Consider the following 26,507-nt stretch of genomic DNA (forward strand, 5'->3'; position numbering starts at 1 on the left):
GACGCCAATGGCGTCGCTTTGTCGTTGTGGATCACAGCACAGAGGTTCAGAAGTGGCGATAATTCCGCCTCTTTTGGAAACCTGAGCCCAGCCCGATGTCTGCCATTGCCCTAAGCCCTCACCACCAGCTGCAACCGCTTGACGCTGCCAGCGCCACCGCCTTTATCGCCACCCAAGCCGCGCAGCCACTGCAAGCGATCCCTGCGGCTCCGGCGTGTGCCCACTGGGGTGTCGTTCGCGACAATCAATGCATCGGCATCGTCGCTTTGCATCAGCAGCAACTGACGGTGCTGCTGCAGCCACAGGCACGACAGCAGGGGCTGGCCACTTTAGCACTGCGTGCCGTCCGCGACTGGGCGTTCTCCCAACAGGGCTTGAACCGCCTAACGGCGGCGTTACCCGACAGCGATAAGGCCGGCAAACGTCTGCTGGAAAAATGCGGTTTTGGCCGCAGCCACAAAGAGTATGGCTACTACGATAACCAACAGGATCGCTGCTGGTTTGGCATCGATTTGGCGCAGTGGCAGCGCAGCCAACAAGTGGCCGCGCAGTAACAACCGCCGCGCCGCCGTTGATGACGGCAGCCACAAAAAAGCTCGATGACGGTCTCCCGCATCGAGCTTTTTTATGGGCGGAGCCATCGTCTAGATGAACGGCCTTGGCATCTGCCGCTTAGCCAAGCAGCGCGTAATCCAGCACCACCCCAAGAAACAGCGCCGCGCCAGCCCAGTTGTTATTCAAAAAGGCATGGAAACAGGCGTCGCGATCGCGGCCGACAATCAGGCACTGCTGATACACAAACAGCGCGGCAATCGCCACTAAGGCGGTGTCGTAGATCCAACTCAAGCCTAAGCTGATGCCAATGGCCGCCAGCAACCCTAAGGTGATCAACTGCAACAGGCCGATGATGTGGCGGTCCCAGCTGCCAAACCAGATGGCACTAGAGCGGATCCCGATTTTCAGATCGTCTTCTCTATCCACCATGCCGTACATGGTGTCGTACGCCACCGTCCAACACCAATTGGCCAGAAACAACAGCCACGCCAACGGCGCGACCTCACCCGTTTGCGCGGCAAAGGCCATTGGAATCGACCAGCTCCACACTACCCCAAGAAACATCTGCGGCGCGGGGAAAAAGCGCTTGGTGAACGGGTAGATCACCGTCAACACAATGCCGCCAACCGCCAGCTGCACCGTTAACCCATTCAACAACAACACCAAGCCAAAACAGGCCAGCCCCAACACCGTAAACAGCGTCAGCGCTTCCCAGCTTTGGATTTCACCACTGGCCAGCGGCCGCCCTTTGGTGCGCGCCACGTGCCGATCCAACTTACGATCAGCAAAGTCGTTGATGATGCAGCCTTCGGCTCGCATCAACCACACCCCAACAAAAAAGACGGCCAGTACGAAAGGATCCGGCACCCCATCGGCGGCAAACCACAGGGCTGCCATGGTCGGCCACAACAGTAAAAAGGTACCAATGGGCCGATCTAACCGAGCCAAGCGGAGGTAAGCATTAAACTTACCCTGCATTACAGCGAGCATATTCCTTGCCCTACAAGCATCAATAATCTGCCCGCATTATGCGCTGCGACACCACAACGGGCAACGATCACGACACCTTAAATGTTGCCAGCGATGCCGTCAGCTGTTGTGCCTGTGCCACCATGGTGTGGCTGGCCTGCGCCAAGCCCTGTGCCATGGTGCCCACTTCGTTGGCCGCCTGATTCACGCTTTGCAAATTGCCGTTGATCTGCACCGCCACGCAGCTGTGTTCCTCTGCGGCGGTGGCGATTTGGGTTGAACGCTCATCCGCTTGCTGCAGCTGATCTAAAATGGCGTTCAGTTCTGCAGCAATGGATAACGTATCTTGCTGCCCCTGCTGCGCCAGTACCGAGCCGGCGTTCATCGCCACCACCGATTCGCCCGCCTGCCGTTGCAGTGTTTCCACCGTGGCTTTTACCTGCGAAGTCGAACTTTGGGTACGACTGGCCAGTTGCCGCACTTCATCGGCCACCACCGCAAACCCACGGCCTTGCTCTCCGGCACGGGCGGCTTCAATGGCGGCGTTGAGCGCCAATAAGTTGGTTTGCTCAGAGATGCCATCAATCACCTCGGTCACTTCATTAATGGCCACCACTCCCTGCTGCAACGCGGTGATCTGCTCGGAGTTAGTATTGATGTGTTGCGCCAACTCACCAATGCGGCGCTCCGTTTGTTGCATCAACACTTGGCTATCACTGCTGCGGCGGCTAACGGTTTGCGTCAATTGCGCCGCCTCTTCGGCATTGCGCGCCACCTCTTCCACGGTGCAGCTCATCTGCTCCATCGCCGTGGCGATCTGCTCCAGTTGCTGATGTTGGTGCTCAAGCTGTTGTTCGCCTTTGCTGGCAATGGCGGCGATCTCCGTGGCTTGGTTTTGGTTCGCCTGCACCGATTGGCCAACCTCTACCAGCATCTGCCCCAGTTTCGCCTTCGCCGCCACTAAGGCGCTGGCCAGATGGCCGAGCTCATCCTGCCGTTGCAGCAGGTGGCTGTGTTGCGTGGTGAGATCCCCAGCCGCCAACTTATCGCAAGCGTCTTCAATCTGCCGCAAGGGCACGCAGATGTCTTTTTGAATGCGCCAACACACCAACTGAGTGATCACCAATGCCAACAGCGCCACCATCACCAAATCCAACACCTTATCGATGATCACTTGCTGCATGGCGGCATTGCTGATCCCCGCCCCAACCACCCACTGGCTGCCTGCCACCGGCTGTACGTAGGTGTGCTTATTCAATACCGGCTCGCCGGGCAGCTGCAGGTGGTAGTTCACCATGCCACCGCCTCGCTTGGCCGCATCCAGCATCAACTGCCAGTGGCGGGCGCCTTTGGCGTCAGTGCTGGCCAACATATTGCGCCCGATCAGGCTGCTTTTCTTTGGGTGCATCACCACGGTGCCCGTCAGATCAAACACAAAGAAATAGTTGCCGTCATCAAAGCGTGCTTGCTGCAACGCCTGCAGTGCCAGCTGCTGCGCCGCTTGCGGATCGCTTTGGCTTGGGTTAGCCATCACCGCCTGCATCATCGCCACCGAACTTTGCACCTGCGCTCGTAAGCGCTGATCCGCAGCCCGTTGCGTATCTTGCGCCGCCAACCAAGCGGCGTAACTGAGCAGAGCAACCGTTGCCAGCACCGATAAAAATTGCAGCAGATTTAACTTACGCCCGATGGTCAGGCGTGACAGACGAAACCAATCCATTGTGTTACTCACAGGGTGATTACTGGGCTGACCACCTTCCCATAGCCCTGAGCAAACCACGTTGATCTGCATCACATTAGCGATGGCTAACTATCACTTATTACCTTATAAAACAATGTGATAAGCAACAATGAACGCCATTTGTTTGGCGTTCATTAAATGCCGTCGTGTCGGCGGAGCAAAGGGCATGGATCCGACACTCATTTGCTCAGGTTTGGGGGCCCCCCCATTAATGCAAGCCGTAATCCGGGCGCGGCGGCGCACTAAATCGACCGTGGTGGGCACGGTGGAACAGCTGCGGCACTGCGGTGGCGGGCACCTGCAACAGGTGGCAATGATCACCACCTTCAAGGTAAAGATCGCCGCCGCTTAATAAGCTTTCGTCATACACCACCGTTAAATGGTACGGATCCCCCGTGGCTGGCACTGCGCCTACTTCGCAATCGTCAAATAGATCAGCAAGCGCCCGCTCAGGCAGCAGCGACAAGGTGCACTCCAATTCGCGCTGCAATTTCCCCAGCAACAAGCGGTGCGCTGCGGGGATCACCGCCATCACCAAATGACCCTGATGATCCTGCAATACCACCGCTTTGGCTGTTTGCGCCGGTGGCACCCCCGCACTGCGGGCGCTTTGCAGCGCGGATTGAGTATGGGGATGATCCACCAAGCGGTAACCGATCCCCTGTTGCTGCAGATACTGAGCAACCCGTCTGGCTATGGCCATAACTCACCTCCTAGTCGTGATGACCTCCCTTGCAGTTTAGCCCGCCGCGGTCAGCGCCGGAGTAAATTCAAGCATTGTCGCTGCCATAAAAAAGCCCCACCGGCAGGTGGGGCTTGGCTGGGATCTCAGCAAGCGCTACTGGGATTTATACTCAATGCTGCCGTCGGTTTTAATCTCATCAAACCACACATTGTGGTGCTGCTTGGCCCAATTTTCATCGCAATAGCCGCTGGTCATGTTAACCAAACCGCCTTCCGACAACACCGTGGCCATAAAAACGTGCACCACGGTAAAACCGGTGATCACCACCGCCGATAAGCCGTGCACAAAGATGGCGGTTAAGGCATCGGTGCGCCCAGTACCCATCGCCACGGGGAACAGCATAAACAGCCCCGAAACAATGATGGCCAAACCGAAGATGGTGAAGCTCCAAAACCACAGTTTCTCACCGGCGTTAGAGAAGCCCGCATCTGGGTGCTTACCCTTAAAGGGACCAAAGTTAAGATAGCCCCCCACCACGGTAAACCACTTCAGATCGTACGCCGCAGGCAAGTTGTGCTTCATCCAGCGCAGCATGGCGATGATGGCAAACAGCGCAAACGGCAGCGCCATGTAGTCGTGGATCGGCTTGGCCATCGCCGCCAGCGCCGCCACCCCATCAGGGCCAAGCCAATCGCCAAAGACGAAGCGCCCAGCCATCAACGCCAGTCCGGTTAGGATCAGCAAGATGCAGGGGATCGCCATCAGCCAATGCACGGCGATGTCGAACTTGCTCCAGCGCAGCACTTCACGACCAGAAAACCCCTTTTCCAACTTGGCAGCGCCATTCACCAGCACAAAGGCGGCAAAGACGATGATCATTCCAAACAGCGCCATGGCTAAGGTGGTGCTAAGCCAGCTGGCCCGATGTTGCAATAGCCCCGGATCGTACTGGTTGATGAAGTTGTTGTGGAACGGGCTGGTGGAGCTGGTTCGACCCGACTCCCCCTGTCGCACCGCCTGCCACAACGGATCAAGGCCTGCGGTGTCGGCTTGGCCACTGCCTTTGGCTTGGGCCGCTTCGGCGCTGCTGATCAGCGGCACCTGCGGCATGGTGGCGTTATCGATTTCGGTCATCTGTGCTGCCATCAGGGCTTCAGCCTGCGCTTGTTGCTGCGCCTGCGTTGGGCTCTCACTGCTGGCCAGTGCCGTTAACGGCACCAACCACAGCAACAACAGCAACCGTCTAAAGGTCGCTTTCATGACTCCTCCTATCCGGCCCAGCCGGCGTTGTCGGCGCCACGAACCGCCACTCGTTGACGGAACACCTTAGAGATCACCTCGGCATCGCCAGCCAACAAAGACTTGGTGGCGCACACCTCGGCGCAGAACGGCAGCTTGCCCTCGGCAATGCGGTTAGCGCCATACAGCTGCATCTCTTTCTCGCTGCCCACCTCGGCATCAGGGCCGCCAGCACAGTAAGTGCATTTGTCCATTTTGCCGCGCGTACCAAAGGCGGTTTGTTTCGGAAACTGCGGTGCCCCAAACGGGCAGGCATACAGACAGTAACCGCAACCGATGCACTTATCTTTGCTGTGGCGAATAATGCCATCGCTGGTGCGCTCGAAGCAGTCGGCGGGGCACACCGCCATGCAGGGCGCATCAGAGCAGTGCATGCAAGCCACCGAGATCGAGGCCTCTTTGCCCGCGACCCCGTCGTTCAAGGTCACCACGCGGCGGCGCTGAATGCCCCACTCCACCGCAGCGTCATTTTTGCTTTTACAGGCGACCACGCAGCCGTTGCACTCGATGCAGCGTTTGGTGTCGCATAAGAACTTCATTGTTGCCATAACAAACGCTCCTTAAGCCTTGCGGATCTCACAAAGGGACACTTTGGTTTCCTGCATCTGGGTAACGATGTCGTAGCCATAGGTCATTGCGGTATTGGCGGATTCCCCCAGCACATAAGGCACACTGCCTTCGGGGTAGTTGGCTGCCAACGATTCGCCTTCGAAGATCCCAGCAAAGTGGTATGGCATAAAACATTCGCCGGGGATCACTCGCTCGGTAACGAGGGCGTGAATGTTCAGCACCGCGCCTTCCGGAGAGTGCAAGGTCACGGCGTCGCCGTCGCCGATGCCTCTGGCGCTGGCGTCAACCGGGTTTATCTCCACAAACATGGTTTGTTGCAGCTCCGCCAGCCACGGGTTGGAACGGGTTTCCTCGCCGCCGCCTTCGTACTCCACCAATCGGCCGGTGGTAATGATCAGCGGGTGCGACTTATCCAAGTTTTCGGCAATGACTCGATCCTGCACTGACTTAAACAGGGTCGGCAGTCGCGCCACTTGGCGATCCTCGTAGCTGGGGTACTTTTTCACCAGATCCCGACGGGGGGTGTAGAGCGGTTCGCGGTGCACCGGGATCTCGTCGGGGAAGGTCCAGACCCGACAACGGGCACGGGCATTACCGTAGGGGATACAGCCGTGTTTCATCGCCACTCGCTGAATGCCGCCGGACAGATCGGTTTTCCAGTTGCGCCCCTCGGCAGCTTGCTTCTCTTCGGCGGTGAGATCGTCCCACCAGCCCAGCTGTTTCAGCATCTTATCGCTGAACTCTGGGTGGCCATCCTTCAGCTCGTTGCCCTTGGAGCCGGGATCCGCCGCCAACAGGTTGTCGCCTTGGTATTCCACCCCAAAGCGAGCGCGGAAGTTACCGCCGCCATCCAAGATGTGTTTCGAGGTGTCGTAGAGGATGTGGGTGCCCGGGTGCTTCTGCTCTGGGGTGCCCCAACATGGCCATGGCAGGCCATAGATCTCGCCTTTGAGTTCGCCGCCTTTGGCTTGCAGATCCTCAAAGCTGAACAGATCCCAATGTTGCTGGTGGGCCTTTAGCCGTTCTGGCGATTGGCCGGTGTAACCCACGGTCCACATGCCACGGTTAAATTCCCGAGTGATGTCCTCAACCAGCGGCTCGGTGCCGTTGATCTTAATGTGCTTAAACATCTGCTCTGCCATGCCCACTTTTTTCGCCAGCAGGTACATGATCTCGTGATCCGGTTTGGACTCAAACACCGGCTCAACCACCTTGTCACGCCACTGCAGCGAGCGGTTGGATGCAGACACCGAACCGTAGGTCTCAAACTGGGTACAGGCGGGCAGAATGTACACCCCGTCGGTGCGTTTCGACATCACCGCCGCCATGGTTGGGTAGGGGTCCACCACCACCACGGTGTCCATCTTCTCCAGCGCCTCGCGCACTTCGCGACCACGGGTTTCGGTGTTAACCGACTGCCCCATAAAGAACGCCAAGCGGACGTTATCCCGCTGGCCCAGCTTGGCTTTGTCTTCGCGCACCCCATCGTGCCAGCGAGAACAAGGGATGCCGGCGCTGGTCATCGGTTGTTTGCCAAGGTAGGTGCCTTGATCAAAGCGAGATTTCACCCACTCAAAATCCAGATCCCACACCCGCGACCAGTGCTGCCACGCCCCTTCAGACAGGCCGTAGTAGCCCGGCAGGTTATCGAACAGCAAGCCAAAGTCGGTGGCGCCCTGCACGTTGTCGTGGCCACGGAAGATATTGGCGCCGCCGCCACTGGTGCCCATGTTGCCCAGTGCCAACTGCAAGATGCAGTAGGCGCGGGTGTTGGCGTTACCTACGGTGTGCTGGGTGCCGCCCATGCACCAGACGATGGTGCCCGGCCGATTCTCCGCCAGCATCTTCGCGGTGCGTTGCATCTGCGCTTCCGGCACGCTGGTGATGTTTTCCACCTCCGCCGGTGGGTAGTTCTTCACCTGTTCGCGGATCGCTTCCATCCCCCACACGCGGCCATCGATGAAGCCTTGATCCTCCCAGCCGTTTTCGAAGATGTGCCACAGCAAGCCATAGATAAAGGGAATGTCGGTACCGGGGCGAATGTGCACATATTCATCGGCGTGAGCCGCGGTGCGGGTCATGCGGGGATCCACCACAATCATCTTGGCGCCGCGCTCTTTGGCGATGAGGATGTGCTGCATCGCCACTGGGTGCGCTTCCGCCGGATTGGAACCCACAAAGATCATGCTCTTGGCGTTGTGCATGTCGTTGTAGGAGTTGGTCATGGCACCGTAACCCCAGGTGTTAGCGACCCCGGCCACGGTGGTGGAGTGACAGATCCGCGCCGAGTGGTCGACATTATTGGTGCCCCACATCGCCGCCATCTTGCGGTACAGATAGGATTGCTCGTTGCTGACTTTGGCCGAGCCCATAAAGTAGATGGAATCTGGGCCCGATTCTTTGCGAATTTTCAGCATCTGCTCGCCAACTTCATCGATGGCTTGCTCCCAGCTTAATCGCTGCCATTTGCCCCCGCTCAGCTTCATCGGATATTTGATCCGTTTTTCACTGTGGGTGTGGTGGATCAACGACGCGCCTTTGGCACAGTGCGCGCCGCGATTAATGGGGTGATCAAAGGCCGGTTCATGGCCGGTCCACACGCCGTTGCGCGTTTCCGCATAAACGCCACAGCCGACCGAGCAGTGGGTACAGATGGTGCGGACGGTTTCGGTTGGGCCGCTGCCACTGGCAGTGCTGGCCTGCGCTTTGCGGATCATGCCGGTGCCCAGCATCGACGCGGCGGCAATGCCACCACTGGTCACGCCAGCGCGTTTCAGAAATTGGCGTCGATTAAGACCAAGAGAGTTACCCACCTTGGGGGCGGAGCTGGTTGACGTCGAGCGAGTGAGTTTCATGGTTAGCCCCCCTGTTCACTGAGGGTGGCGTAATAGGTAAGAACGTGTTCAGACGCGCGGTATCGGGATTCCGCGGAAGACGGTGCGGGTTGATCAGGTTGAGATTGTGCTGCTTGAACCGCTTGGCCGCTGATTGCGGCTGCGCCTACCCCTAAGCCAATGGCTTTCAGGGCACGACGGCGATCCATGACGGGCTGCCGTTGGGTCATAACACCTCCAAGGTGCTCCCCACTGAATCCTTAATATTGAGAAAATGCCCAACATTAAGGCCAAGTGAGGCCATAGGAAATGGTGAAACGACCGCTTACTGTTCCACCGCCGAAAGACACCAATCGCTCATCAAACGGAGCGATTGGTGTTGCGGCGACGGGCGCGGAACCCCTTACCCTGCTTGGGTAACGTCGGTATCCAGCGTCAGTGCGCCGAAGCTGGCTTGCTCGATCTCAATAAAGCTCTGACCAAGCGCAGCTACTGCAGTATAGAAGCTGGCGCTATTGGCCTTGGCTAAATCGGCAAAAAACTTGTCCGCCCAAGGGGCGATATGACGACTAAAGACGCTCATCTGCTCGGGCGCGCTGCCTTCTTGCAGCAGGTAGGCCATCACTTCGCACAAGGCCGCAAGGTGATCTTCAGGCTCTTTCACCTCTTCTTGGCGAGCAAAACCCAACTGCTGCAGATCTTGGCGCAACATCACCAATGGTTTATCCATCAGCGAACCCGTTAGATACCAGCTGGCGTAGGGGATCACCTCGCCATGGCCAAGGCCAATAAACAGATTGAAGTATTCATCTTCAAGCTGATCCGCCGCGGCGGTGCTGGCACTCAATTTCAGCGCATGCCAGGCGCGCAAAATTGGGCTGTCTTGATCAGCATCCAGTTCCAGTTCAGCCAAAAACTGCAGCAATTCTGCGGTTGGTGCACTGCGTAACAGCGCCGCCAGCAGTTGGTATACGTCAGCGCGCAGCTGTTGTTGTTCGTTGCCGATGGTGGCAGTGGACTCGGTCATGGTTATACCCGCAATTGTTTTTCTGGGTTATCAAGAATGTCGCTGAACATGTCTTTCACTCGACAGTCTTCACACATTTTCAGTCGTTCGATGGCGCTGCCCGCAAAGGCGCTGTGACCGGCCAAAGCGGTGGTCATTTTTTTGATCACCGCTTGGGTGGCAAACGGTTTGCCACAGGTGATGCATTCAAACGGCTGCTCTTCCTTCAACACCTGTTGGCTCTGGCGCTGATCGCGATCCAAATTGAATTGCGCCGCGAGGCTGATCGCTTGCTCTGGGCAGGCTTGCTGACACAAACCACACTGCACACAGCTTTGCTCGGTGAACTTCAGCGCCGGGCTGTCGCCGCCATCTTGCAAGGCGCGGGCTGGGCACAAGGCCGCACAGCTCATGCACAAGGTGCATTTGTCGGTGTCCAGCACCACTTGGCCGTACGCCACGTTGCTGATGGCAATGCTGTCGCTGCTGCCAAGGTGACAACCGTTAAGGTGATCCAGTGCGTTGTAGAAGGTGTCGCGTTTAGGCAAATCGGTCGAGAACGCCGCCACCGGCAACACTTCTAACTGGGCACTTTGCGCCGCAATGGCGTCAATGGTGGCCAGTTCACTGGCGTCCAGCAGTTGCAACCGTTGCTCATCAATCCCTGCGGCGGCAAAGAGCTTGGCGATGTTGTCGTGCTCGCTGCTCACCAAATCACGCAGGGTTTGTGGGGTGTGTTCGTGGGTGAGCACCAACACTTGGCGGGCGCCCCACGCTAAGCTGGCCAGCCACAGTTCCGCACCGGCCACGCCGATCTCTTCCAGCGCCACTGGGATCACTCCTGCGGGCAGCTGCTGCAGTTGGCTTAACTGCGCCGCGCCAAGTTCGCCATCGTGAAACAACACCACTGGGCGCAGCTCTGACAGCTGCTGATAACGGCTTAATAACCGCTGCAGGTAATCTTTCATGATCGGCGCGGTGGGCTGATCGTATTGGATTGCCCCGGTTGGGCAAGCACTGGCACAAGAACCGGCACCGTGACACAGGTATGGGTCAATCTGGATCTGGTTGTGGTCGCTTTGAATGGCATCCGCCGGACACACGCTTAAGCAACGCTGACACCCATCAACGCCACTACTGTGGTGGGCGCACACCTCGTGATTAACCTGCACGTAGCGCGGCTTATCAAACTGGCCAATCAACTGCGGCAGTTGCGCTAAGGCGTCCACCAATTTGCCGTCGTCGGCGCCAACGTGAAAATACCCCGCCGGTTTCAGCTCAAGATCAATCGCCGCGCTGCTGCCCAGATCCAGCACCAAATCAAAGTGCGGCCGCTGAATTGCTTCGGCCGACAGGTTGATTGGCTGCTGCTGTTGCGGCGCAATAACCGCCGCTTGAAACTGGCCTAAGAATCCGCGCAGTTGCAGGTGTTCGGCGTTAAAGCACGGCAGCGATTCGGTGGCTTCGGCGGCCACCATCACCTGCTCAAGATACGCGTCGTCGCTGTTGCTTACCGCTTCGCTGATCAGCAAGGTGCGGCTGGCCACCTGCTCCAACTGCGAGGCCGCCAGACGCACGCGGTCTTCCGGCCCCAACAGCAGCACATGGCCGGCGGTGGTAAAGGTTACGGTGGCGGGGATCAAGTTCGCCAACAGGGTGGTTTGCTGCAGTGCTGCGGCACTGGTTGGATCCAACGTGATGGAGTTTTGGCTCACGGTAGCTTCCTAACTTAGGTAGTGGGATCCGTCGGTAAGGACGGATCCGCCAAAGGCGTAGGGTCTTCGTCATCGCAGTGGGGGCTGGATGGCGCAGTCGATTCGGTTGCGGCCACTTCGGCGGACGAAGTGGGTGTAGATTCGGTCGCAGCGTCGGCTGCTGGGGCTGCATCAGCCTCTAACTCTGGGGTCGTACTGTCGTCGGCGACGATGGCCTTGGTATCGGCCAAGCTGGATTCTGGCGGCGCCAATTGCGGTTTGGCGTCATCCAGTGCCGCTTGCGCTTGGTCAAGTTGTTCTAACCGTTCTACCGCTTCTTTGCTGTGGCGGAAAACGTTGTTCACCAGCTCCGCCGCCACGTCTTTATCAAGCAGCGGCTGGGCCGCGTAATCCAAGCTGTAGTCGGTTAAACCGTCGGTTACGTTGTACTGCGGTTGCGACCACAACGCTTTGAGCGCTTGCTGACGCTTAGCGGGATCCACCCCCTCTTTTAAGAATTCAGCAAAGCTGCCGCCCTCTTCGATGGTGTCGGGATCCGGCAGGTCGGCGGCATCGCTGGTTGCCGCCTCTGTGCTGGCGGCTTCGGGCTGCTCCAGCTCAGCGGCTTGCGCTTCGGCTTCGGCTTCGGCTTCCGCTTCTGCCTGCAAGGCTTGCTCGTGCTGAGTCTGCTGCGCTTGCTCGGCCACCTGCTGGCGGCGTTGTTGCCACCGACGGAACAGGCCGCTCATTGCTTGCCACCGCGCTGCTTCATCTCGCCGCGCACATCAATGTGTTTGCGCCGCTTCGCTTGGATCGCCATCTCGCCGTGGCGCGTGATGAAGGCTTCAAGCCAGCACGCAATGGCATCGGGGATCCCGATGGTCAGCACTGGGGTATCGCCTTCCAGCGCCCCTGCGGCGATGTTTTGGTTGGCGGTAACGCTTTGCGGGATCGGCACCCCATCGCCCGCGTCGTCACAGATGATAAACAGCTTAGGCTCAGCCAAATCGAGGTTTAAACGGTAGTTGGCGCGTTCATCTAAGAACAGCTCCATCACCACTTCGTGGGCATCGGCGGGCTTGTTGCCCGTAGCAGGCAGCAGCTGATCAACCTCCCAATGGGTTTGGGTCCATTGGCCAACACTGACTTGTTTGGAGCACAAGGTCACATAAAAGGACCAGTAGGAATCGCTTCGAGGCATCTGTAATCCAATTTGGCAGGCGAAGAGAGTTCGGAATTCTGCAATATTCGTTCCAACTCATACAGGATCGTTTTCAGAACAACGATCACATTTTTTGCATGGATATAGACATTTTGTCCAGTCACAGTGGGACAAACTGGGTCAGTTTGCTATTCATGCGGTGAGTCAGATCTCAATTTAGTCTAGCTTATAGGTTGGAATAAGTTTTGCAGTAAACCACTGACCTAGCTTGCTCTGATCGCCATCAGCGCAGCCTCCATATCCATCATAAGCAGATGAGCCAAGCCAATTATGACCACAGCTTCCCAGCGCCCTCGATTGTCCCGTACCCACGCTGAAGCCCCGCTGACGTTAGCGGTTACCGCCGTGGATGAAACCGGCCAGGTGGTTGAGAAGAGCATCGCCTGCGAACGCCCACTCACGCTGTACCTGAACTGGCAGCCGATTGTGACCTTAATGACGCTGGGGGCCCGACCGGAAACCTTGGCACTGGGTTACTTAAAAAATCAGGGCTTTATTAGCAACATTGCCGAAGTGGAATCGGTGATTGTGGATTGGGAGGTCAACTCCGCCGCCATCATCACCGCCGAAGACACCAGCCACGTCGCCAAGAAGATGGAAACCAAAACCGTCACCACCGGCTGTGGCCAAGGCACGGTCTTTGGCAGCTTTACCGCTGGCCTGGATCAGATCCAGCTGCCGACGCCTCAGCTCAGCCAAAGCGGGATTTACGCCCTGCTGAAGAATTTGAACCAATACAACGAAACCTACAAAAACGCCGGTGCTGTGCACGGTTGCGGCGTCTGCCAGCAGGATAAAATCTTAAGTTTTGTCGAAGACGTAGGCCGCCACAATGCGGTTGATACGCTGGCGGGTGAAATGTGGCTGGACGGTTTAAGCGGCGGCGACAAGGTGTTTTACACCACCGGTCGATTAACCTCAGAAATGGTGATTAAAGTGGCCAAGATGGGCATTCCGGTGCTGCTGTCGCGTTCGGGCATTACCGAGATGGGGCTGACCTTAGCCAAACAGCTGGGGATCACCACCATTGCCCGCGCCAAAGGTCGCCACTTTTTGGTTTACCACGGCGCCGACACCATCGAGTTTGATAAGGCCGAAGCATGAACGACAGCTTATTTTTAAACGCACGGCAGGTGGCTGAATACCTCGATCTGAACGAGAAAAAAGTCTACGCCATGGCCAATGAACGGCAATTGCCGGGCACCAAGGTAACCGGCAAGTGGCTGTTTCCTAAGGCGCTGATCGACCGTTGGATCATCGATTCCTGCCACGGTGGAACGCTCTCGGATCGGTTAGTGATTGGCGGCTCCGACGATCCGCTGCTGCACTTTGTGGTGCGCCGCGTAAGCCAACGCATTGGCAGCAGCGGCTTGATCAACTACTGCCCCAGCGACACCCGCTCTGGCCTGACTCACTTAGCCAATGGCTACACCGACATGTGCTGCATCCACTGGAGCAACGCCGATGAACGGGATCTGCGCCACCCCGCGCTGCTGAAGCACCACAGCGCCCACAAACAGTGGGTGATGGTGCACGGCGCCAACCGCGATTTTGGCATTTTGATGCGAGGCGAACACCACCACCTAAGCCAAGATCTGGCTCAAACCACCGCCCTGCGCTACCGCTGGGTGCCACGGCAGCAGGGCGCCGGCTCGCGCTATCAGATGGACAACTTCTTAACCAGCCACGGTTTAAGCAGCAGCGATCTGAATCTGCAGCCAGAAGCCCTGTCTGAGCACGAATTGGCGGCCGCAATTGCCCGTGGCCAAGCCGATTTTGGCATTGGCTGCCAAGGGGCGGCGGGTGAATTTGGCTTGGTGTTTGTGCCGCTGGGCAAGGAGTCGTTCGACTTTGTGATGCCGCGCGGGGTGTTCTTCCGTCAACACTTGCAGGCGCTGTTCAGTGCCCTGCAAACCCCAGAAAGCGCCGAGCACGCCCGCCTGCTTGGGGGCTACGACTTGCAAGATTGCGGCAAGCTGCTGTGGAGTGCCCAGTAGCGTTTGCCGCAACAGCCGCGCCAAACCCGCTAAAAAAAAACGGCGCCATGATTGGCGCCGGTGTCTTTTGGGTTGCGGCCACTAAGTTAAGGTGATGTCGCCACTGCTGTCTCGCGGCGGGCGCTGCGAAGGCAGCTTCACCGAGAACACCGTGCCGCGATTGGGCTCAGATTCCAGCTCCAGCTGGCCACCAAAGCGGCGGATAATGCCGTAACTCAGGGACAACCCCAGTCCGGTGCCCTGTTTCCGGGTGGTAAAGAACGGATCGAAGATCCGCGATTGCAGCTCCGCCGGAATGCCACAGCCGTCGTCTTCGACCTGCAGCACCACCCCTTGGCACTGGCCCGCGTCATCCAGCCAGTTACGGCTGTTCACCCGCACTTCGCCTTCGCCATCCAGCGCATGGGCGGCGTTCACCACCAAGTTGATCAACACCTGCAGCAGCTGCTGCCGATTCACCAACGCCGCTTGTTCCGCCTGCAGATCCAGCACCACATTAACCGATTGGCTGCGCAGCGAGTGGCGCACCAGCACCAGCATCTCGTCGATGATGGGGTTGATCGGCTGCACGCTCACCGGCATGTCCATTTCGCCGGGGCGGGCGTATTGCAGCAGCGATTGGATAATCGCTTTGATCCGCTGCACCTGTTGCAGGATCAAATCGATCTCCTCCTGCACCGGTTGGCTTTGCTCACCCAGCTCCCACTGGATCAGCTCGATGTTGCCCAAGATCACCGCCGTCGGGTTGTTGATCTCGTGGGCGATCCCCGCGGTCATCTCCCCCAGTGCCACCAATTTTTCATTGGTTACCATCTGTTCGCGGGTGGCGTTCAACAGCTCGATGTTTTGCTTTAACTCTTGGGTTCGCACCTGCAAGCTTTGGGTGCGCTCAACCACCTTTTGCTCCAGCTGATCGTTGGCCGCTTGGATCTGCCGATTGCGCTCCTGCAACTGATCCAGCATCTGATCAAATTGCTGCGCCAGCTGCGCCAGTTCGTTGCTGTTGCTGAGCCCCAGATCGCCAATGCGGCCATCACGGCCCGCTTTAACGTCGCTCACCACCGAGGAGATCTGCCGGATCGGCCGCAGCAAGCCCGCCGCGCCGCGATACACTGCCCAGCCGGAGCCCAACAGCACCAGCAGCAACATGCCCCCCAATTCGAAGATGTTACGCAGGTAGTTACCGATAAAGGTCTCTTCGGTAAAGCCGGTATAAAGCATGCCGATCCGCTTGCCGTTAATGTCCAGCAACGGCGCGTAGGCCGACACATACCAGTCGTCGTAAACAAAGGCGCGATCCACCCACACCTGCCCTTGCTCTAGCACCTTCTTACGCACTTGATCCGACACCAAGGATCCCACGGCGCGATGGCCGTGTAAGCTGTCGGGCACGTTGGTGCTGATCCGTAGGTTGTCTAAGCAGATGGTGGTGGTGCCGATCACGTCATAAGGCAAGGCGTCTTTGGCGTACACCAGATCCCGCACCTTATCGACAAAGTGGGTGTCGTAGTTGAGCAAGACGCCGCCATCTAAATAGCCTAACAGCCGTTTACCCGCCGCATACACCGGCACCAGCGAACGCACCATTAAGCCACGGCTTTCCAGCGGCGCCTTAGCTGCCCCAGACATTGGCGTGGTGCGGATCGGCATCTGCGCTTGCGCGGCTAAGCCCGGCTTCAGCGCATCCAGCTGGGCGGCATTAAGCACCTGCATGCCCGCGTGTTCTGGCGCCCCTTGCAGTGCCTGCAGTTCCGGATCTTGCTGCACCTGCTCAACCGCCACAAAGCGCAGATAACTTAAGCCTAACCCTTGCTGCCGCTGCTGCAAAAACTGCAGCAGCGGTGCTGGCTCGGCCTGTTGCAATAGGCGTCGAAATTCAGCGCTGTACTGCAATTGATCCAAGCTGCGTTTGCGCTGCACGCTTTGAGCAGCCAACACCCCCTGCGCCACCGACAGATCACTGCGTACCTTCATAAACAGCTGGCTGCCGGTGTAAGTCACGTTCCAGTAGATGGTGATGAACACCAAGCTGGCGAGGGTTAACAGCACCGGCAACAGCAACAACACCAGCAAGCGATAGCGAACGGTACTGGTCATCAGCTGCATGTCGCGCCGCACCAGTTGGCGCCAAACGTTGAGCATCAGTCGGTTAAACCCCACTCTTTAAACTTACGGTCTAGGGTTTTACGGCTGACCCCCAGCACGCGGGCGGCGGCGGATTTATTGCCGCCATGCTCTTCAATCACCTTCAACACGTGCAGCCGCTCCACCTCTTTCAGCGCCATCTGCACTGGGTAGCCGGGCTCACACTGGGCGTCGGGCTCGGCTTCCGGTGCCACTTGGCTGCGCCAGTAGTCTGCCGGTGGCTTGCCCAACAACAAGCAACGCTCCACCATGTTACGCAGCTCGCGGATGTTGCCGGGCCAGTCGTAGCGTTGCAGTACTTGCAAATCTTCATGGCTCCACGCGACTTCACGCACCCCCAGCTCGGTCGCCAACTGGCGAGTAAAGTGGTGCACCAGATCCACCACATCATCAGGGCGTTCGCGCAGGGATGGGATCAGGATATTCAATACGTTTAAGCGGTAGTACAGATCGCGACGGAATCGCCCCGCTTCCACTTCGGCCATCAGTTCGCGGTTGGTGGCCGCGACCACGCGCACATCCACTGGGATCTCTTTTTCCGAGCCCACCGGCCGAATGGTGCGCTGTTCCAGCACCCGCAACAGCGCGGTTTGCATCTGCAGCGGCATCTCGCCAATTTCATCTAAGAAGATGGTGCCGCCGTTGGCAAAGCTAAACAGCCCTTCCCGGCCAGTACGGGCACCGGTAAAGGCACCAGAGATGTGACCGAACAGCTCGCTTTCCAACAGATCGGGGGCGATGGCGCCACAGTTCACCGGCACAAAGGAACCAGAGCGATTAGACAGTTGGTGCAGGCTGCGCGCCACTAACTCTTTGCCGGTGCCGGATTCGCCTTCAATCAACACCACCGAGGTGGTTGGGGCCACGCGGCGGATCACATCCTTCATCTCGAGGATGTTTTGGCTTTTACCGATGATGGTGTGCGGGTGGCTTTGGGCCATTTCCCGCCGCAGCAGCAGGTTTTCTCGGCGTAATAAGCGGCGCTCAATGCAGCGCTGCACCGATTGCATCATCTGCTCTAAGCGGAACGGTTTTAAGATGAAATCCGACGCCCCAGCACGCAGCGCTCGAATGGCGGTGTCCATGTCGGCAAAACCGGTCATGAAGATCACATCGGAACGGCGGGTGTCTTCGTTCAGCGCTTCGTGCCATTCAATGCCATCACGGCCAGGCAGGCTGATGTCGACAATCAGCAGATCAAAATGACAGCGACTGCGCAGTTGTTCGGCTTCCTCTACCGAGCCAGCGGTTTCAACCAAACTGAAGCTGCGGGCGAGGGCTTTTTTCAAAAACGAACGCATACCGGATTCATCGTCAACAACGAGAACCGACATGGCGGTATTGGGCGTGGCTATGTCAACCATGATGGGGGTGCTCTTGGTGGCCTTGCACTAAGTCAAAATGTCCTACTATGGTCATTTTGGGAGATACTTTGGGATAGTGTGTCATTTTGACCCACTTAAGCCCCCAAATAATGTGAACTAGTGCAAAAAAACTTGGCCGACATTTCTGGCATCATCATTGCTAATAGTCAGTGACTTGTCCGGTATTTGGACGCTAATTTCACAGGGAATATTGTTGTTTCCTGTATATAAAGGATTTCACATGAACACATTGCGCGCTCTGTTTGCCGCCTCGTTGTTGTTGCTGTCGCTGAACGCGACCGCCACCGAAACGGTCATTAAACTGGCCACCACCACCAGCACCGACAACACCGGCCTGCTGGCTTACCTGCTGCCAGAGTTTGAGCAACAGTCGGGCTACAAAGTGCATGTGATCGCCACCGGTACCGGCAAAGCTCTGCGCCACGGCCGTAACGGCGATGTGGATGTAGTGATGACCCACGCCCCTGCCGCCGAAGCCACGTTTGTGGCCGACGGGTTTGGCCACCAGCCACGCCAATTGATGATGAACGATTTTGTGTTGGTTGGCCCCAAGGCGGATCCCGCGCAGCTGAGCCAAGCTAAAGATCTGAACGATGCCATGACCCGCATCGCCAACAGTGGCAGCAAATTTGTCTCTCGCGGTGACGAGTCCGGCACTCACATGAAAGAACTGACCCTGTGGCAGCAAGCGGGGATCACCCCAGAATTTGCCGGCTACAACGCCATTGGCCAAGGCATGGGCCCAGCCCTGCTGACCGCCGATCAAATGAACGCTTACCTGTTGGCCGATCGCGGCACCTTTTTAGCGTTCTCGAAGAAAATTGAATTGGACGTGGTGTACCAAGGCGCCAGCGCGCTGGCGAACCCGTACCAGATTGTGTTGATCAACGCCGAACGTTACCCCGATCTGAACCACGCTGGCGCGCAAGCCCTCAGCAACTGGTTGGTGGGCGCACAGGGTCAGCAGATGATCGATGAGTTTCGCGTTAACGGTAAGCAGCTGTTCCAAGCCACTTACCAGGCCAGCGCTGAATGAGTGACGGCTTTCTCGTCCATATTCTGGAAGGGATCCGGCTGCTGTTGAGCTTTGACGCTGAGGTGTGGGACATCATCGGCGTCTCCTTTACGGTCTCAAGCCAAGCGTTATTGTTGGCGCTGCCAGGCGCCATTTTGCTGGGCTTTTTGCTGGCGGTAACGCGCTTTCCCGGCCGCTGGTTGCTGATCTCACTGTTTCAAACCCTGCAAGCGGTGCCCACCGTGGTGGTGGGCTTGTTGGTGTACCTGTTGCTGTATCGCCAAGGCCCGCTGGGTGAGCTGCGCTGGCTGTTTACCCAACCGGCGATGATCATGGCGCAGTTTATGTTGGCGTTCCCGCTGTTGGTCTCGTTAAGCTACGGCACCTTTGCCAGCGCCGATTGGCGCGCGTGGGAAACCGCCCGCACCTTAGGCGCCAGCGTCAGTCGCGCCTTTTGGGTGCTGTGCCACGAATTAAAAGCGCCGCTGTTGGTGGCGGTGATCAGCGCCTTTAGCCGCGTTATCACCGAAGTGGGCGCGTCGATGCTGGTGGGCGGCAACATTGCTCAAGTTACCCGCAACATCCCCACCGCCATTGCCTTAGAAACCAGCAAAGGCGCCTTCGCCCAAGCGATTGCCCTTGGCACTGTGTTATTGTTGCTGGCACTGTTTCTTAACTTTGCCGTGGGCACCTTGCGTCACCGGCACGATCGCCTTGCGCGGGGATAATTGATGCTGCTCTCCAGCCACAATTTGGCCATGACCTTTGAGCGCACCACGCTGTTTGCCAACGTTAATTTGCAGCTGCAACCGCACCAATCCGTGTGGTTGCAAGGGGCCAACGGCTCGGGCAAAACCACCCTGCTGAAACTGTTGGCAAAGTTAACCCGGCCACACCAAGGGCAGGTGCGTTATCACAATGGCGCCGATCGTCGTGGTGCCGTGATCTATCTGCACCAACAACCCTATTTATTTGCGGGCAGTGTCCGTGCCAACCTCGAGTTTGGCTTACGCTCTTTAAAGCTCAGTCGCAGCGAACGCCAGCAAGCCTGTCAGCAAGCGCTGCAATTGGCGCAGCTAGAACACTTAGCAGAACGTTGCGCGCAAGTGCTGTCGGGTGGCGAACGCCAGCGCTTAGCGTTGGCACGAGCGTGGGTGATGCAGCCACAATTGCTGTTGCTGGACGAGCCCACCGCCAACTTAGATCCACAATCGCTGCAGCTGATCACCGCGATGGTGGTGCAACTGCAGCAGCAAGGCTGCGCCATTGTGGTCACCAGCCATCAGCAAACCCCGTTAACGGAACTGTGCCAATCCCGCTGGCAGATCGACCAAGGTCGACTGTTATGCCCACAGCTATAGGAGCCTTGCCCATGAGCAACGCCAATCTTACCCTTGCGGTGCTGGCCGGTGGCCAAGCCCGTCGCATGAACGGCGAAGACAAAGGCCTGATCGAAGTGGCTGGTAAGCCGATGGTGCAGCACGTGCTGGATCGACTGCAGGCCAACACCATGGCCACCATGTTGATCTCCAATCGCAATCAACAGCGCTATGGCGAGCTGGGTTATCCGGTATACAGCGACGAAGTGCCCGATTTTGCTGGGCCATTAGCGGGGATCTGCCGTGCCCTGCAGCAGGCGCAAACCGAGTTCGTGATTGCCGTACCCTGCGATACGCCGATGTTGCCGCAGGATCTGATCCCGCAGATGCTGGCCACCCTAACCGAGCACAACGCCGACATCGTGATTGCCCGCGACGAACAGCAAGATCATCCCGTATTGATGCTTTTAAAACGCAACTTATTGGGATCGCTGCAACAGTTTTTAAGCGACGGCGAGCGTAAAGTGATCCGCTGGTGCCAACAGCACCACATGGAGTATTGCGACTTCAACGGCCAAGCTCACGCCTTTGCCAACATCAACACCCCCGAACAAAAACAGCAGCTGGAACAACAGCTGCTTAGCCAGAACGCCTAACGAGGTCTTTGCATGACTCTGGATCAACTTCTTGCCGACTGCCGCGTGCCGGTGCTTGGGATCTGTGCCTACAGCGGCACCGGTAAAACCACTTTGTTGCTGAAACTGCTGCCATTGTTGGCCGAGCGCGGTGTGAAAGTGGCGGTACTGAAGCACGCCCACCACAACTTTGAAGTGGATAAGCCAGGCAAAGACAGCTTCGAAATTCGTAAATCTGGGGCCGATCAGGTGCTGATTGCGTCATCCCAACGTCGCGCTTTGATGATGGAACGCCCGGTGGACGGCGATCCGTGTTTGAAAGAGCTGCTGGCGATGGTGGATCAAGACCGCGTTGATCTGATCTTGGTTGAAGGCTTTAAGCGCTTGCCGCTGCCGAAGCTGGAACTGCATCGCGCCGCCGTGGGCAAACCGTTTGTGTTTGACCAAGACAGCCTGATCAAAGCCATCGCCTGCGACGCCGATACCGTGCTGCCAAGCGATTGTGCCCTGCCCCGTTTAGACATCAACGACGTGGCCGCCATTGGCGATCACATCCAGCAGTTTATGGCGAACTGGCAGCCCGTTGGCGTGCAGCCGTTTGGCCCCTGTTGCGATGCGTTTGAACGCAAGCAGCTGTCGGTGAAACAAGGCATCGAGCGGATCTTGGCGATGGTCACCCCCATCACCACAACCGAAACCGTTGCCCTAACCGACGCCATTGATCGGGTACTGGCGGAGCCAGCAATCTCGCCGATCAATGTGCCGCAGCACACCAACTCGGCCATGGACGGGTACGCCTGCGCCTTTGATGCCAGCATCGCTCAATATCAAGTGATGGATACGGTCTTTGCCGGCCACGCTTACGCGGGCGAACTGCAAGCGGGGCAAGCGGTTAAGATCATGACTGGCGCCCCTATGCCAGCCGGTGCCGATACGGTGATCATGCGCGAACTGGCCCGCCAAGAAGGCGATGTTGTGCGCTTTGAAGACGGCATCGAACGGGGCCAGCACGTGCGCCAAGCGGGCGAAGACATCGCCATTGGCGAGCAGGCACTGCCCGCCGGCGATCGCGTTAAACCGGCCACCGTCGGCTTACTGGCGTCACTGGGGATCGCCCAACCACGGGTATACCGTCGCCCCAAAGTGGCCATCTTCTCTACCGGTGATGAAGTGTGCTCTCCGGATGAACCGCTTAAGCCAAACTGCATCTACGACTCAAACCGCTACTCGCTGCATGGCTTGCTGGCCAAGTTGGATGTCGAGGTGCTGGATCTGGGCGTGATTGAAGACAATCAAGCGGCGATGGAGCAAGCCCTGCGTGACGCCGCCGCCCAAGCCGACATTGTGCTGACCTCTGGCGGTGTCTCGGTGGGCGATGCCGATTTCATCAAAGACGCGCTGGAACAAACCGGCGAAATCAACTTTTGGAAGATAGCCCAGCGCCCCGGCCGACCACTGGCCTTTGGCACCGTGGATGGCACCCTGTTCTTTGGCTTACCGGGCAACCCCGTTGCCACCATGGTGTCGTTTATGCAGTTTGTGCAGCCAACCATTCGCAAGATGGCGGGCGAAGCCAACTGGCAGCCAACGCTGATGCGTGCGATCTCAACCACAGCATTACGCAGCCGAGTTGGTCGAACGGAATTCATGCGCGGTATAATGACCCTAGGCGCGGCGGGGCAGCTTCACGTGAGCTCGACCGGCGCCCAAGGCAGTGGCATGCTCAGTTCAATGACCTCTGCTAACTGCTTGATAGTGATTGAAGAACCGCAAGAGTCTGTGGCCGTTGGCGACACCGTGTGGGTTCAACCTTTTTCCGATCTGCTGTAACACGGGAACGCTGTAATGAGTCTGACCGACGGCTTTGGCCGCAAAATCGATTATCTGCGCTTATCGGTCACCGATCGTTGCGACTTTCGCTGCATCTATTGCATGGATGAAGCCCCCGTCTTCCTGCCTCGTGCCGAAGTGCTAACACTGGAAGAGCTGCAACAGATCGCCCAAGCGTTTACCGAGCTGGGGGTGCGTAAGATCCGCCTCACCGGCGGTGAACCACTGGTGAAATCCGATCTGGTTTCGTTGGTGGCCAACATCGCCAAGCTGCCAGGGCTGGATGATCTGTGTATGACCACCAACGGTTCAAGGTTAACCAAGTTTGCCCAGCCATTGGCCGAAGCCGGACTGATGCGACTGAACATCAGCTTGGATACCTTGGATCCACAGCGATTTGAAGCCACCACCCGCAACGGCAAACTGGAGCGGGTACTGGCGGGGATCGACGCAGCCCAAGCCGCCGGCTTTAAACGTGTGAAGCTGAATGCCGTAGCAATTAAGGGCAACAACGACGACGAGATTGTCGACTTGGTGCACTACGCTCGCGAGCAAGGGGTCGACATCACCTTTATCGAGGAGATGCCACTGGGGGTGCTGAACACCGATCGCCGTGATCACTCGCTGCTGACCAGTGATGAAGTGAAAGCGCAGCTAGAAACCGCCTTTAACTTGATCGGCACCAACGAAAACACCGGGGGCCCCGCGCGCTACTACCGCATGGACGACAGCGACATTCGCATCGGCTTTATCAGCCCCCATTCGCACAATTTCTGTGGCGACTGTAACCGCGTACGGGTCACCACAACCGGTGAACTGCTGCTGTGTTTAGGCAATGAAAACTCCGTTGATCTGCGCCTGATCCTGCGAAAATACCCCAATGACATCGAGCGTTTGAAGCAAGTGATTGTGGATGCCATGGGCGCGAAACCGGAAAAACATCACTTTTCCACCGGCGCTGAAACGCAGATCCTGCGGTTTATGAGCCACACTGGCGGCTAAGCCACTAGCCGCTGACCAAAGACCCAGCCATTGCGCTGGGTCTTTTGCTTTTACACTGGGTTTAACTGGCGCGGACAGTCAGATCCACTGTGATCCGCCATCGCGCTCGCCTCAGGGGTTAACGCTGCCCGCCCCCCATTGGCGCACCCAGCCAATCGCCATCAAACGCCCATCACAATCGCGCCGTTTTTTGCTGCTGTTATCCCCTTTATCCCCGTCATTCATGCTCATTATTCTGAGTTGTCACCAAAGCAGCTCAGCAAAGACATTTAAACCAGATAATTAACAATTTTAAGGTAAATAAATCAAAAACAAGACCAGAACGACATTCAATAATCTTTGAGAGTCATTGTTCACATTTGCCGGCAAGCACATCTAGTGCATTTTTCCACAAAATATCCCCACATTTGCCGAAGCGATGATTTTGCGCCACAAAAATCAGCACCTTACACACAAATAACTCCTCGGCAATGGTAGTAAAAACACCGCTGCATCGGTAATATCGATCCGTTAATAAAGATAACAATTGTTGTTACTGGCAGCAGATCCTGCTGCCAAATGGAATGATCTTTGGGCGAGAGGGAATATCGTGCAATCACAAGTGTTGGCATCAACCGTCAAAATTACTCACATCAGCGGCGCTGTGGAACTTATTGTTACCGATGTAAACGGCAGCGAACGACTGCTGCAGGTAGGCGACATCGTCTACGCTGGCGAATCGTTGTTATTGCCCGCAGGCGTGGCCATTGAAACCGATGCCAACGTCGAAACCCCAAACTTTCCCAGCAATGAAGATGATGAGATCAGCGCCATCCAGCAGTTGCTGGAACAAGGCGGCGATCTGGATGAGTTGCCCGCCACCGCAGCGGGGAACACCGAAGCCGAAGGCAGCGACAGCTTCGTTAGTGTTAGCCGTACCGGCGCCGAAACCATCGCTCAAGCGGGCTTTGAAACCAGTGGCCCAGCCGCTGTTGCCGCCCCGGCGTTTGCCCAAGACGCCAGCGCGGTTGCCAACCTCAACCCCATTGCCACCGACAACAGCGCCGCCATCAATGAAGATGCCGATCCCCTCTCCGGTAACTTACTGACTGATGACGACAACAATGGTATCGACCAAGATCCCGAAGGCAGCAGCCTCACCGTCATTGGCGTAAACGGTGACAGCAGCGGCATCATTGAAGGCCAGTACGGCACCTTGCAATGGTTTGCCGACGGCAGCTACCGCTACACCCCCAACGACCATGCCCAAACTTTGGCCGCTGGCGAACTGGCTCAAGAGCAGTTCCAGTACCACATCACAGACGGGGATGGCGGCAACGCCAGCGCCACGTTAACCATCACCATCACCGGCAGCGATGATCTGCCCGTGATATCCGCCGATACCGGCGAAGTAACCGAAGGCAGCGACGTCGCCGCCACCGGCCAACTGACGGCAACGGATATCGACAATCCGGACTTGGCCTTTGTTGCCAGCAACATCAGCACCGAATTTGGCACCTTCAGCGTGGATGCCAACGGCAACTGGACCTTCAGCCTCGATAACAGCAATCCAGCGGTACAGGCGTTGGCCGCGGGCGAGCAACTGCCGCTGCCCAGCTTTGAAGTCATTCTGTCTGATGGCTCCAGCACCACCGTTGATGTGGTGGTGATCGGTACTGATGACTTGCCCGAGATCTCAACCGATACTGGCATGGTGACCGAAGACAGCGAGGTTATGGCCGAAGGCACGTTAACCGCCACCGACGTCGACGGCGACGCCCCAACCTTCATCGCTAACACCATCACCACCGAATTCGGCACCTTCAGCGTGGATGCTAACGGCAACTGGACCTTCAGCCTCGATAACAGCAATCCCGCTGTGCAAGCACTGGCCGCCGGCGAACAACTGCCGCTGCCAAGCTTTGAGGTGGTGCTGTCCGACGGCTCCACCACCACCGTTGATGTGGTGATCATCGGCACCGATGATCTGCCCATCATTTCCGCCGACAGCGGCGAAGTGGTTGAAGACAGCGACGTGGCCGCGACCGGCCAACTAACCGCCACCGACGTCGACAACCCCGATCTGGCCTTTGTCGCCAACAGCATCACCACCGAGTTCGGCACCTTCACCATCGATGCCGATGGCAACTGGACCTTCAGCCTCGATAACAGCAATCCAGCGGTACAGGCGCTGGCCGCGGGCGAGCAACTGCCACTGCCAAGCTTTGAGGTCGAGTTATCTGATGGCTCTACCACCACCGTTGATGTGGTGGTGATCGGTACTGATGACGCGCCGGTGATCTCATCCGATACTGGCACCGTGACTGAGGACAGCGACGTTGCTGCCGAAGGCACGTTAACCGCCACCGACGTCGACAGCGACGCCCCAACCTTCACCGCTAACACCATCACCACCGAATTCGGCACCTTCAGCGTGGATGCCAACGGCAACTGGACCTTCAGCCTCGATAACAGTAATCCCGTTGTGCAAGCACTGGCCGAGGGCGAACAGCTGTCACTGCCAAGCTTTGAAGTCATTCTGTCTGATGGCAGCACCACCACGGTGACCATCACCATCACTGGTACCGACGATCTGCCAGAAATTTCCAGCGACGCCGACCGCAT

General features: G+C 57.6%; 23 protein-coding genes. 10 read left to right on the plus strand and 13 right to left on the minus strand.

Annotated features, from left to right (window positions below; all coding sequences use genetic code 11):
* Positions 1 to 95 precede the first annotated feature (95 nt).
* A complete protein-coding gene (locus Q0796_RS05990; protein WP_298441101.1) occupies positions 96 to 554 on the plus strand; it encodes a GNAT family protein in 459 nt (152 codons plus the stop codon).
* A gap of 118 nt (positions 555 to 672) precedes the next feature.
* Here the strand turns inward: Q0796_RS05990 and ubiA are convergent, their stop codons facing one another.
* From ubiA to Q0796_RS06045, 11 genes are all read right to left on the minus strand, one after another.
* A complete protein-coding gene (gene ubiA, locus Q0796_RS05995; RefSeq protein ID WP_298441102.1) occupies positions 673 to 1,533 on the minus strand; it encodes a 4-hydroxybenzoate octaprenyltransferase in 861 nt (286 codons plus the stop codon).
* Between the two features lie 79 nt (positions 1,534 to 1,612).
* Positions 1,613 to 3,244: a methyl-accepting chemotaxis protein gene (locus tag Q0796_RS06000; RefSeq protein WP_298441103.1), complete on the minus strand. Its 1,632-nt coding sequence runs from the start codon at positions 3,242 to 3,244 to the stop codon at positions 1,613 to 1,615.
* Positions 3,245 to 3,473: 229 nt separating this feature from the next.
* A complete protein-coding gene (locus Q0796_RS06005) occupies positions 3,474 to 3,968 on the minus strand; it encodes a YbaK/EbsC family protein (protein WP_298441105.1) in 495 nt (164 codons plus the stop codon).
* Between the two features lie 135 nt (positions 3,969 to 4,103).
* Positions 4,104 to 5,210, minus strand: coding sequence for a formate dehydrogenase subunit gamma (locus Q0796_RS06010; protein WP_298441107.1), 1,107 nt, complete (start codon positions 5,208 to 5,210; stop codon positions 4,104 to 4,106).
* Between the two features lie 8 nt (positions 5,211 to 5,218).
* Complete coding sequence (gene fdh3B / locus Q0796_RS06015; RefSeq protein WP_298441109.1) at positions 5,219 to 5,797, minus strand: formate dehydrogenase FDH3 subunit beta; 579 nt, start codon at positions 5,795 to 5,797, stop codon at positions 5,219 to 5,221.
* 12 nt (positions 5,798 to 5,809) lie between these two features.
* Complete coding sequence (locus Q0796_RS06020) at positions 5,810 to 8,674, minus strand: formate dehydrogenase subunit alpha (protein ID WP_298441111.1); 2,865 nt, start codon at positions 8,672 to 8,674, stop codon at positions 5,810 to 5,812.
* A gap of 2 nt (positions 8,675 to 8,676) precedes the next feature.
* On the minus strand, positions 8,677 to 8,883 hold the full coding sequence (locus Q0796_RS06025; RefSeq protein ID WP_298441113.1) for a twin-arginine translocation signal domain-containing protein: 207 nt from the start codon (positions 8,881 to 8,883) through the stop codon (positions 8,677 to 8,679).
* 173 nt (positions 8,884 to 9,056) lie between these two features.
* Positions 9,057 to 9,680: a molecular chaperone TorD family protein gene (locus tag Q0796_RS06030; protein WP_298441115.1), complete on the minus strand. Its 624-nt coding sequence runs from the start codon at positions 9,678 to 9,680 to the stop codon at positions 9,057 to 9,059.
* 2 nt (positions 9,681 to 9,682) lie between these two features.
* On the minus strand, positions 9,683 to 11,374 hold the full coding sequence (locus Q0796_RS06035) for a 4Fe-4S binding protein (RefSeq protein ID WP_298441117.1): 1,692 nt from the start codon (positions 11,372 to 11,374) through the stop codon (positions 9,683 to 9,685).
* A gap of 14 nt (positions 11,375 to 11,388) precedes the next feature.
* On the minus strand, positions 11,389 to 12,102 hold the full coding sequence (locus Q0796_RS06040) for a DUF3306 domain-containing protein (protein ID WP_298441119.1): 714 nt from the start codon (positions 12,100 to 12,102) through the stop codon (positions 11,389 to 11,391).
* The gene (locus Q0796_RS06045) at positions 12,099 to 12,554 is read right to left on the minus strand and encodes a DUF3305 domain-containing protein (RefSeq protein WP_298441121.1); all 456 of its coding nucleotides are present in this window, start codon (positions 12,552 to 12,554) and stop codon (positions 12,099 to 12,101) included. Before Q0796_RS06045 ends, Q0796_RS06040 begins: the two co-directional genes overlap by 4 nt.
* A 291-nt stretch (positions 12,555 to 12,845) precedes the next feature.
* Here Q0796_RS06045 and Q0796_RS06050 point away from each other — a divergent pair, with 291 nt between their 5' ends.
* Together Q0796_RS06050 and Q0796_RS06055 are read left to right on the plus strand one after the other, a co-directional pair.
* Complete coding sequence (locus Q0796_RS06050) at positions 12,846 to 13,679, plus strand: formate dehydrogenase accessory sulfurtransferase FdhD (protein ID WP_298441122.1); 834 nt, start codon at positions 12,846 to 12,848, stop codon at positions 13,677 to 13,679.
* Positions 13,676 to 14,572 (plus strand): helix-turn-helix transcriptional regulator, encoded by an 897-nt coding sequence (locus tag Q0796_RS06055; protein ID WP_298441124.1) that lies wholly within the window; start codon positions 13,676 to 13,678, stop codon positions 14,570 to 14,572. Before Q0796_RS06050 ends, Q0796_RS06055 begins: the two co-directional genes overlap by 4 nt.
* A gap of 81 nt (positions 14,573 to 14,653) precedes the next feature.
* Here the strand turns inward: Q0796_RS06055 and Q0796_RS06060 are convergent, their stop codons facing one another.
* Positions 14,654 to 16,732, minus strand: a complete 2,079-nt coding sequence (locus Q0796_RS06060; protein WP_298441126.1) for a HAMP domain-containing sensor histidine kinase — start codon at positions 16,730 to 16,732, stop codon at positions 14,654 to 14,656.
* A complete protein-coding gene (locus Q0796_RS06065; RefSeq protein ID WP_298441128.1) occupies positions 16,714 to 18,081 on the minus strand; it encodes a sigma-54 dependent transcriptional regulator in 1,368 nt (455 codons plus the stop codon). The genes Q0796_RS06060 and Q0796_RS06065 overlap by 19 nt, the downstream gene beginning before the upstream one ends.
* A 241-nt stretch (positions 18,082 to 18,322) precedes the next feature.
* Between Q0796_RS06065 and Q0796_RS06070 the strand changes: the two genes are divergently transcribed.
* From Q0796_RS06070 to Q0796_RS06100, 7 genes are all read left to right on the plus strand, one after another.
* A complete protein-coding gene (locus Q0796_RS06070; protein WP_298441130.1) occupies positions 18,323 to 19,138 on the plus strand; it encodes a substrate-binding domain-containing protein in 816 nt (271 codons plus the stop codon).
* Entirely contained in the window at positions 19,135 to 19,845 is a 711-nt protein-coding gene (locus tag Q0796_RS06075) for an ABC transporter permease (RefSeq protein ID WP_298441132.1), read from the plus strand. Before Q0796_RS06070 ends, Q0796_RS06075 begins: the two co-directional genes overlap by 4 nt.
* 3 nt (positions 19,846 to 19,848) lie before the next feature.
* On the plus strand, positions 19,849 to 20,478 hold the full coding sequence (locus tag Q0796_RS06080; protein ID WP_298441134.1) for an energy-coupling factor ABC transporter ATP-binding protein: 630 nt from the start codon (positions 19,849 to 19,851) through the stop codon (positions 20,476 to 20,478).
* A gap of 11 nt (positions 20,479 to 20,489) precedes the next feature.
* Positions 20,490 to 21,092, plus strand: coding sequence for a molybdenum cofactor guanylyltransferase MobA (mobA, locus tag Q0796_RS06085; RefSeq protein WP_298441136.1), 603 nt, complete (start codon positions 20,490 to 20,492; stop codon positions 21,090 to 21,092).
* Between the two features lie 12 nt (positions 21,093 to 21,104).
* Positions 21,105 to 22,901, plus strand: coding sequence for a bifunctional molybdopterin-guanine dinucleotide biosynthesis adaptor protein MobB/molybdopterin molybdotransferase MoeA (locus tag Q0796_RS06090; RefSeq protein WP_298441138.1), 1,797 nt, complete (start codon positions 21,105 to 21,107; stop codon positions 22,899 to 22,901).
* 15 nt (positions 22,902 to 22,916) lie between these two features.
* Positions 22,917 to 23,903: a GTP 3',8-cyclase MoaA gene (gene moaA, locus Q0796_RS06095; protein WP_298441140.1), complete on the plus strand. Its 987-nt coding sequence runs from the start codon at positions 22,917 to 22,919 to the stop codon at positions 23,901 to 23,903.
* A gap of 589 nt (positions 23,904 to 24,492) precedes the next feature.
* A partial coding sequence (locus tag Q0796_RS06100; protein ID WP_298441142.1) for a VCBS domain-containing protein occupies positions 24,493 to 26,507 on the plus strand: 2,015 nt, incomplete at its 3' end.

Source organism: uncultured Ferrimonas sp. (genome assembly GCF_947489035.1).
Classification (GTDB): domain Bacteria; phylum Pseudomonadota; class Gammaproteobacteria; order Enterobacterales; family Shewanellaceae; genus Ferrimonas.

Bases quoted from the DNA above. Each gene is read 5' to 3' on its own strand.
- Q0796_RS05990 (WP_298441101.1), top strand. From the start codon at position 96: ATGTCTGCCATTGCCCTAAGCCCTCACCACCAGCTGCAACCGCTTGAC.
- ubiA (WP_298441102.1), bottom strand. From the start codon at position 1,533: ATGCAGGGTAAGTTTAATGCTTACCTCCGCTTGGCTCGGTTAGATCGG.
- Q0796_RS06000 (WP_298441103.1), bottom strand. From the start codon at position 3,244: ATGGATTGGTTTCGTCTGTCACGCCTGACCATCGGGCGTAAGTTAAAT.
- Q0796_RS06005 (WP_298441105.1), bottom strand. From the start codon at position 3,968: ATGGCCATAGCCAGACGGGTTGCTCAGTATCTGCAGCAACAGGGGATC.
- Q0796_RS06010 (WP_298441107.1), bottom strand. From the start codon at position 5,210: ATGAAAGCGACCTTTAGACGGTTGCTGTTGTTGCTGTGGTTGGTGCCG.
- fdh3B (WP_298441109.1), bottom strand. From the start codon at position 5,797: ATGGCAACAATGAAGTTCTTATGCGACACCAAACGCTGCATCGAGTGC.
- Q0796_RS06020 (WP_298441111.1), bottom strand. From the start codon at position 8,674: ATGAAACTCACTCGCTCGACGTCAACCAGCTCCGCCCCCAAGGTGGGT.
- Q0796_RS06025 (WP_298441113.1), bottom strand. From the start codon at position 8,883: ATGACCCAACGGCAGCCCGTCATGGATCGCCGTCGTGCCCTGAAAGCC.
- Q0796_RS06030 (WP_298441115.1), bottom strand. From the start codon at position 9,680: ATGACCGAGTCCACTGCCACCATCGGCAACGAACAACAACAGCTGCGC.
- Q0796_RS06040 (WP_298441119.1), bottom strand. From the start codon at position 12,102: ATGAGCGGCCTGTTCCGTCGGTGGCAACAACGCCGCCAGCAGGTGGCC.
- Q0796_RS06045 (WP_298441121.1), bottom strand. From the start codon at position 12,554: ATGCCTCGAAGCGATTCCTACTGGTCCTTTTATGTGACCTTGTGCTCC.
- Q0796_RS06050 (WP_298441122.1), top strand. From the start codon at position 12,846: ATGACCACAGCTTCCCAGCGCCCTCGATTGTCCCGTACCCACGCTGAA.
- Q0796_RS06055 (WP_298441124.1), top strand. From the start codon at position 13,676: ATGAACGACAGCTTATTTTTAAACGCACGGCAGGTGGCTGAATACCTC.
- Q0796_RS06065 (WP_298441128.1), bottom strand. From the start codon at position 18,081: ATGGTTGACATAGCCACGCCCAATACCGCCATGTCGGTTCTCGTTGTT.
- Q0796_RS06070 (WP_298441130.1), top strand. From the start codon at position 18,323: ATGAACACATTGCGCGCTCTGTTTGCCGCCTCGTTGTTGTTGCTGTCG.
- Q0796_RS06075 (WP_298441132.1), top strand. From the start codon at position 19,135: ATGAGTGACGGCTTTCTCGTCCATATTCTGGAAGGGATCCGGCTGCTG.
- Q0796_RS06080 (WP_298441134.1), top strand. From the start codon at position 19,849: ATGCTGCTCTCCAGCCACAATTTGGCCATGACCTTTGAGCGCACCACG.
- mobA (WP_298441136.1), top strand. From the start codon at position 20,490: ATGAGCAACGCCAATCTTACCCTTGCGGTGCTGGCCGGTGGCCAAGCC.
- Q0796_RS06090 (WP_298441138.1), top strand. From the start codon at position 21,105: ATGACTCTGGATCAACTTCTTGCCGACTGCCGCGTGCCGGTGCTTGGG.
- moaA (WP_298441140.1), top strand. From the start codon at position 22,917: ATGAGTCTGACCGACGGCTTTGGCCGCAAAATCGATTATCTGCGCTTA.